4 protein-coding genes are annotated in these 7,339 nt (G+C 45.7%); all 4 read left to right on the top strand.

The window, feature by feature from the left end:
* Positions 1 to 667 precede the first annotated feature (667 nt).
* The 4 genes from AC52W5_RS06930 (at position 668) to AC52W5_RS06915 (ending at position 7,107) form a co-directional block, all read left to right on the top strand.
* On the top strand, positions 668 to 2,269 hold the full coding sequence (locus tag AC52W5_RS06930; protein ID WP_495670476.1) for a hypothetical protein: 1,602 nt from the start codon (positions 668 to 670) through the stop codon (positions 2,267 to 2,269).
* A complete protein-coding gene (locus AC52W5_RS06925; protein WP_495670475.1) occupies positions 2,251 to 3,810 on the top strand; it encodes a Dyp-type peroxidase in 1,560 nt (519 codons plus the stop codon). Before AC52W5_RS06930 ends, AC52W5_RS06925 begins: the two co-directional genes overlap by 19 nt.
* 321 nt (positions 3,811 to 4,131) lie before the next feature.
* Positions 4,132 to 5,508, top strand: coding sequence for a hypothetical protein (locus AC52W5_RS06920; protein ID WP_495670474.1), 1,377 nt, complete (start codon positions 4,132 to 4,134; stop codon positions 5,506 to 5,508).
* A 441-nt stretch (positions 5,509 to 5,949) separates the two neighbouring features.
* The gene (locus AC52W5_RS06915; RefSeq protein ID WP_495670473.1) at positions 5,950 to 7,107 is read left to right on the top strand and encodes a M12 family metallopeptidase; all 1,158 of its coding nucleotides are present in this window, start codon (positions 5,950 to 5,952) and stop codon (positions 7,105 to 7,107) included.
* The last annotated feature ends 232 nt before the right edge of the window (positions 7,108 to 7,339 follow it).

Here is a 7,339-nt window from a genome sequence, read left to right as displayed (position 1 = left end):
TGGTTCGAGGATTACAATGAATATCATCCTCACAAGGGGCTCAAGATGAAGTCGCCAAGACAATTCATCCGCAGCCAGTTACTAACCGCATCCTGTCCGGTTTAATAGGGGCAACTCCAGAGTTTCAGGAGAGCATTTAAAAATGAAATCCGCTACGAACCGTTGATGGGCCCCAATAAAAAGTACCACTTGGAATCTAGTAAAGTTCGTTTTTCGAGATTGTGAGATCTTGAAGCAGAGAGGCAGTTGAGCAAGGAACTGGCCCGTAAGAGAATGGCAGAGCAAAAAAACCCGCCGGGAGGCGGGTGTATGAGAATTCATCAACTAAATTGCCCTGCGGCTTTTTTTGTTTGAGATTTCCCCGTACTTCGCTACTTCACAGCTAGAAGCCGGCTTGAAAGAGGAATTGAGGCGGGAAGATCGGAGTGCTCATGCACCTGTTTTATTATCGATAACCTATTTTATCAATAAAAAAAGATACTCGAGCTTGTCCCAATTCAACCCATCATAAAATACGTTATCCCGGGTAAATGACAGCAGAAAAACTTCTTCTTTTCCTTCCTTGTTTTCTTCCTTTTCTCATCTATAAATGAAATACGGGCGGCTGAATTGAGATTAAAAATTTGAAGGCGAGGAGGCCACCGACATACTGGAAGCGAATGGTCATATGCAGCAAAAAGTTCTCACTGTTGTAGTCGAGGTTCGACCGGAAAGCTCTATCCGGTTGCACCAACTTATGTCGGATTTTGACGCACAGCAAGAGCCTACTGCTAAAGGGGAGCAGAAGTTTGACAAGCTAAGGTCAGAAGTGCCTTTGCTGCATTTTCTTTCAATGACCGTTTTTCCGGATGATCAATACAATCCTATCTTCGTGTTGGAAGCTAATTTTGATGGGCCTACTGGCCCGTTCTGGAGTCAGGTGGAAGCTGCTATGGGCGAAACACTACGGGAGATATTCCGTTGCTGTAAGCCGCCAAAACATGACAATATAGACAAACTATTCATCGAGATAACAAAAAAAGGATCTCGTCAGCCCATCACTCCGCTTCTAGATGCTTGTACAGTGCTCCCTGCAGTCTATCACCAAGGCAATCGAGGACTTGATCGCAGACGAATCCTTGATGAGGGTAAGCTCTTTGATGCTATACAAACCCACCTGAAAAATCAGGTCCTATTTCAAGGAATGACAGCACACCAGGTTCATCAGGAACTTCGCAAGCTATTGTTACCCGATTTTCCTTGGCTGAACTTTAAGACCCCACCTCGAGTTTCGAGGGCGGAAAAAATATTTGACTTTCTTCGTTTGCTGGGATTTATCCTTTTGCTTATTGGTGCTCTGAGCCTGCCTACACTGTTAGTAAGCCTGATTACGACGTTCCTGACACAATTAATCAACCCCGCGTGGGTATTGCTGGTCTTGTTGGTTATTGCAAGTTTATTCATCCTGAGAACGCCCCAGGCATGCTCTATATTGGGTGAGCTCTTAAGTGCTCCAAGGTTTTTTAAAAATGTAGCCGTTACAGGGTGGGTAATCATGGTTATCGGGGCATTAATTTGCCTTACTGCTCTTGTAGTGACTAGTCTCGAAGTGGAGCCAGAGTGGCTTCCTAATCTCGTGCATGTGGCACTCATCTCTGTTGGAATATTAACTACGCTCCGGGGCTTGGTATATTGGTTGCGCTGGCTCGAATGTCGCGACTCCTCGAATGATGCGCCCGTGCTGAACGAAGAGGCCATGTTGGCCATGGCCCAACGCGAAGATAAAATCGCTCAGAATCATATGTGTAGCATCGTTCATCTGAAGCCTGGCATATTGCGTGCCGTTCTGGTTCGGGTCGGGTTAAGAGGCCTCGGTCTCTGGCTGAGGTTCAGGAGGGGCGATGGCTATCTGAACAGTATGCGAACTATTCACTTTGCTCACTGGGCGCTGATCAATAATGGAAGCCGACTCATGTTTCTCAGTAATTTTGACGGGAGCTGGGAAAGTTATCTAGATGATTTTATCGAAAAAGCTCATACAGGCTTAACCCTTGCGTGGAGTGGGGGCATTGGCTTTCCATCGACACGATTTTTGGTTGGGGAGGGTGCTGCCGAGGGGCGTAAATTCAAAATTTGGGCGCGCCATTCGATGGTCGAAAGCACAGTTTGGTTCAGTGCCTATAAAGAATACACTGTCAATCAGATCGAACGTCATGCCCGTATCTCCCAAGGGTTATGTCGCGCCACTCTTTCTGATATGGAGGCCAAGGGATGGGCATTGGATCTATAGACGTTCCCCAACTTAAACCTTCCAAAAGTTGGAAACTTAAACCTAAGTATGCGAAAGATACCCAGGGTCTCGTCGTAAGTGCTTTTCCCCATCTTCCCCTGGCTTTGGCCTTATTCCTTGAGCTGGAGGAAAAAGGGGGCGGTAAATGGCTGAGTGCGCTACGCGAAAAGATTGTTATCACTGACGCAACAGGTCAAGTTACACCCTCTGCCGCCATTGCGTTTACCTGGACAGGTCTCAATAGAATAGGGCTTCCTGATAACGCCTTGAAAAGTTTTGCAGAGCCATTTCAGGAGGGTATGCATCAGCCAGACAGGAAACGCCGCCTGAGTGACGACAATTCCCAGACAGTTATCGAGGGGGGCACTCTCTGGAGTGGAGGGAGATATTCCCAAAAGAGTGGCCCTTCCGCGACTCCTATTACTGTTCATGCAGTTCTTTTGCTATACGCCAATACCGATGACGCACTGAAGAAACAAAGAGCCATAGCTGAAACGGTGCTAAAAACATATGGTGTTGAAATTTCGTACGAGCGAGAGCTATATCTAAATTTCAGCAAAAATAATGAGAACATTTCTGTCTCTCGCGAGCATTTCGGTTTTGCAGATGGCATGTCCCAGCCCGTGCCTTGCGGCGAGGCAATAATTCCTGCTAACAGAAACCAATCTGCCGAGGAGAAGAAATGGCATGAAATTCCGGCGGGCGAGATTCTGATAGGCCATCCTAATGCCCATGGTGAACCCGCTCCTGGACCTATTTTGGAAGTGGACCAAAATCCGGCACCTCAAGGAGACGCGAATCTGTTAAGTGATATTGGAGTGCCAGCAGGCTTTCGTAATCTTGGGCTAAACGGCAGCTACCTTGTTATTCGTGAACTCCGTCAGGATGTGGCGGGCTTTTGGAGATCAATGGCAGATGCAGCGAAGAAAATCGGTGGTACGAAAATTGATGCGAACTGGCTGGCTGAACGGCTGATCGGGCGAACTCTGGATGGTAATCCTTTGGGGCCTGACGGCTCCATACCCCCAGAAAGCCATGAATTATTAGCAACCCATTTCGGTTATGCTCAAAAAGATGTGCATGGTTTGGGTTGCCCGCTTGGTTCCCATATCCGGCGCGCAAATCCCAGGGACTGGCTTCCTTCTCGGGATGGCCCAAACCCAGATTTGACACCTACCGAAGGACTGCTGCATGCCGTAAACCATCACCGTATTCTGCGTCGTGCAAGAAATTTCGGACCCCCAATCCTTGATAAGGACATTGATGATCACGTGGAGCGAGGCTTATTGTTCATGTGCCTCAACACCGATATCGTTCGGCAGTTCGAATTTATTCAGCAAACGTGGTTGTTGAACCCTAATTTCTCCACTTTGTTCAAGGAAACAGATCCCATGCTGGGGTCAGCAGGAGCCTTTACTATTCCAGCTGTCCCGATACGTCGCCGCGCTGAAGTGAAAACTTATGTGCGCTTCGCGGGCGGGGAATATTTTTTCCTCCCCAGCATTCGTGCGCTGAATTACTTCGCTACCTTGCCTCCCTGAAGCGCCCGTATTTTGAAAGGCTTCAACACCTGAGAGAATGAAGTCAGGAAAAATCAAACAAGTTTTTCACCCAAGTACGGGAACGTGCAGTACGCAAAGTACTGGAGCAATGCGGTGAGTACTCCATGTGGGGTGCTGCCACGGAGTTCATTTATTGGGAGCATCTCAACCTAAAAGTGAGTTTGTAGGGGAATTCACATTCATCGAAGAGAGTACGCCAAACTGAATGGGATGAATCGGGCGAGCGCACTTCAGGATACAGCGCGGGCAATAGATGGTTTTCTGCAGAATACGGAAAGAATTTAATAATGGAAGGAGAAAATGAAGAAGAACATGTTTTTGACCATTGCCGTGACAATTGCATTAACAGGTTGCGCAAGCTTTATTCAAACCAAGAAAGCAAATTTCAACGAGATAAATACCGGCATTTCATATTATTTGCCGAAAAGACAGCACCGCCTGGCTATCACTGCTGAGCATCTTGATCCCAAAATAGCAAAGGAAAGACTTGAAGAAGCAATAGGGCTGTTTCATGAAAAAAATAAACTAGCAGAAAAATTGAAGTCGGAATGGGGCAAATTATCATCTGAAGCTAAACACACACCAGTAGGTGAGGATGGAGCAGATGCGAAAGCAAAAGCTAGTGCACTCGAAAAAGCCCAGACAGCTGAAGGTATCTATAAGGCAGCTAAGGATGTTTCTGAAAAGGCGAAGGAGGCCATGAACGAGGCACAAAAGCAATATGATCACGCCAGAGCAAATGTGGGTGCTGACAATTGCAACTATTATATTACGATGGACATTACTCCACAGCCGCTTCAGCCGGACACGAATTATCCATTTCTGCTGAAACTGAATCCTTCATATCTAAGAGACGATGAGCTAAAAATAAAAACCACGCATTCCGGCTTACTAACCAGTGCCGATGTTACCAGCACAGACAGAACTGGAGACATCGCAGTGGAAATCGCAAAGGCAGTCGCAATGCTTACAATTCCCGCCCCTGCCCCTCCTACGGGTGTGCTGAGTTTGCAGACAGAGGAAGTTAAAAAGGAATGCCATCCTATTCTAAAATATGATGAAATCGTGGATTTTGAGGATGATACTTATACTTGTACGACTGGCAAATCAATTGATTTTTTTAAAGATAGCAAGGGTCTATCTATACCCGCACACGCCACCTTGCTACCGCCCTTGAATATTTATATTCAAGCCCAAAATGAGGTTGCCAAATTAAAAACTATTTATGATGACTATGAACTAAGCAAATCTGAAGACCAAAGTGTCCCTTCCACATTAAAGGGGCACTATGGGATTCTGTATAGGAGAGATGCCACATACCTAGTTCAGCTTAGGAAGAATGAAACAGCTACAACAGCAAGTCAATATATTTCTATGCCAAATCTAAGTCCGGTATCTTTACTGCCCTATAAATATCGTCCATTCGTAACCACTAAAAATAATGCCGTATTTGAAAATGGTATGCTGGTTTCTTACGATACAAACCAACCTAGCTCAGCAATGGGATTAGCTCAGTTGCCCGCCAAAGTAATAGAAGGCTATATACTTGCGCTCACCCATTTCTTGCAATTGAAAATCGATTATTCATCCGAAGAAATTGCGGCTTTAGGCCAGGAAAAAGAGCTTGCAGATCTCCGGAAGTCACTTCAAGATACATTAAAAGAACACAATCCTTGATCTAATTCCAGCCCCTGGCGGAGTCTACAGCGATCAATCAGGTTTGGTCGATGTGACGTCATCCCCAAAAATGGAGGGATTACCCCGCCACTCTGAGGAAAACGGGCGCCAAGGTGATACGTTGCTGATTGTTATGGTCATAATGGGGTTAGCCCAGGATGATGCCATCCTTCTTATGGAGTACGTCTGGGATCCTCCTCTCTAGCGACATAGCTAAGCGATATATGACCACGGCTTTCACCTTCCCCTGCGCCAATTTGGAGGATGAGCTAGGTCATTGTATGTACCATATTAAATAAACGGAAAGCTTGAACGCGCCCATCGGACTCTAATTTAAAACAAGGAAAACAAGAATGAAGAGATGGGTTGTTCTATCCACAGTGGCCTTTACACTTTGTGCATGTGGATCCCCTATTAAATAAATAGATTTGGAGCGGTACTATGACAAAGCATAAATTGCAGAAGGCAATTGGACTGATTATTGTAATTATTGGATCTGGAACTACATGCCTTGCAATTGGCCATGATTTAGAGGGTATACGGGCAGAACGCTTAATTCTCATTCCAACATCAACGGGCTCGGCTTCAAATCATCCGCCCGCTCCTTCTAATAAAAAATACGACTTGTCCACTGCCGGCAATGTACAGCACGACAAAATGCACGCTGCATTGAAATTTATTCAAGACCAGGATCATGCACTCGCAATCGCGTCCGCACTTATAAATGAACCTAGCTCAAATAATATTTATGGCTTACATCAAGCTGATATAAAAAGAATTAAAGCCGTTATTATGCAAGCCAAGACTTGGAATCCTGGAACCAAGATCAAGGTTTGTTTTTACGAGAAAGGAGGGGAGGCAGCAAAGTCGGCTATTACTAAGCAGGCCAACGAATGGGCAAATAACGGCAATATTAAGTTTGATTTCGGCATTCCCCCCCATTTCAGAAACTGTTCCTCAAATGAAACGAGTAACATAAGGATTACCTTCCGCACAGACGGTCATTGGTCTCTGTTAGGGACGGACTCAATGCATTATGATCAGTCAGTCGCTAGTATGGGTTTGAAAGACTTTGATTCCCATGACTCTAGTGATCCTGAGTTTATTAGAATTGTCTTGCACGAATTTGGACATGCGTTAGGCTTTCATCACGAGCATCAAACGCCTGCAGCAGCATGTGAAAGCCAAATGGACAAAGAGAAGATAAAAGAAACATATCCCCAGCTGAAAAACGACGAGGAGATAAGAGTTAATTTCCAAAAAATAAGCGTTTCTTCGTCATTCGGTTTAAAGAATGGGTTTGAAGTAGGTGAGTCTCCTGACGGCCCTGTAGTCTTCACAAGCTACGATCCTAAGTCAATTATGCACTACTCACTCCCATTTAAGATTTTTAAGGAACCATTACCTACGACAGGTTCGTGTTTTGTTCCACCAAGCTATCAATTATCCCAAATGGATATACAGGGCATGAAAGCAGCTTATCCGTCCGACGACCCACGAAACTCCCTCCAATTACGTAGGCAAGCAATAAATGAGTTAATAAATGATCCTCGGTTTTCTGACATGCAGAAAGCCGCTTTCTCTGCTCTAAAAAAATAAGCACATCGGCATGATCTGCTCTCGAGACAGCGACCGACCAAACTCCGCACTCGGGCACGATGTAGATATGGCGATAGCCAAAACACCGAAACAACTCTCCGAAGGACCCTATGAGGTTGGCCGGGAATTTCGGATACTGACGGTGACGGTTTAAACTGAGCACTGGAGGTAGAAGGATGTACAAGATTCCGAAGCAGAGCTACACGGTCGAATTCAAACAGGAAGCCGTCCG

This window comes from Nitrosospira sp. CT (assembly GCF_059489795.1).
This window is presented reverse-complemented; position numbering and strand designations above follow the sequence as displayed.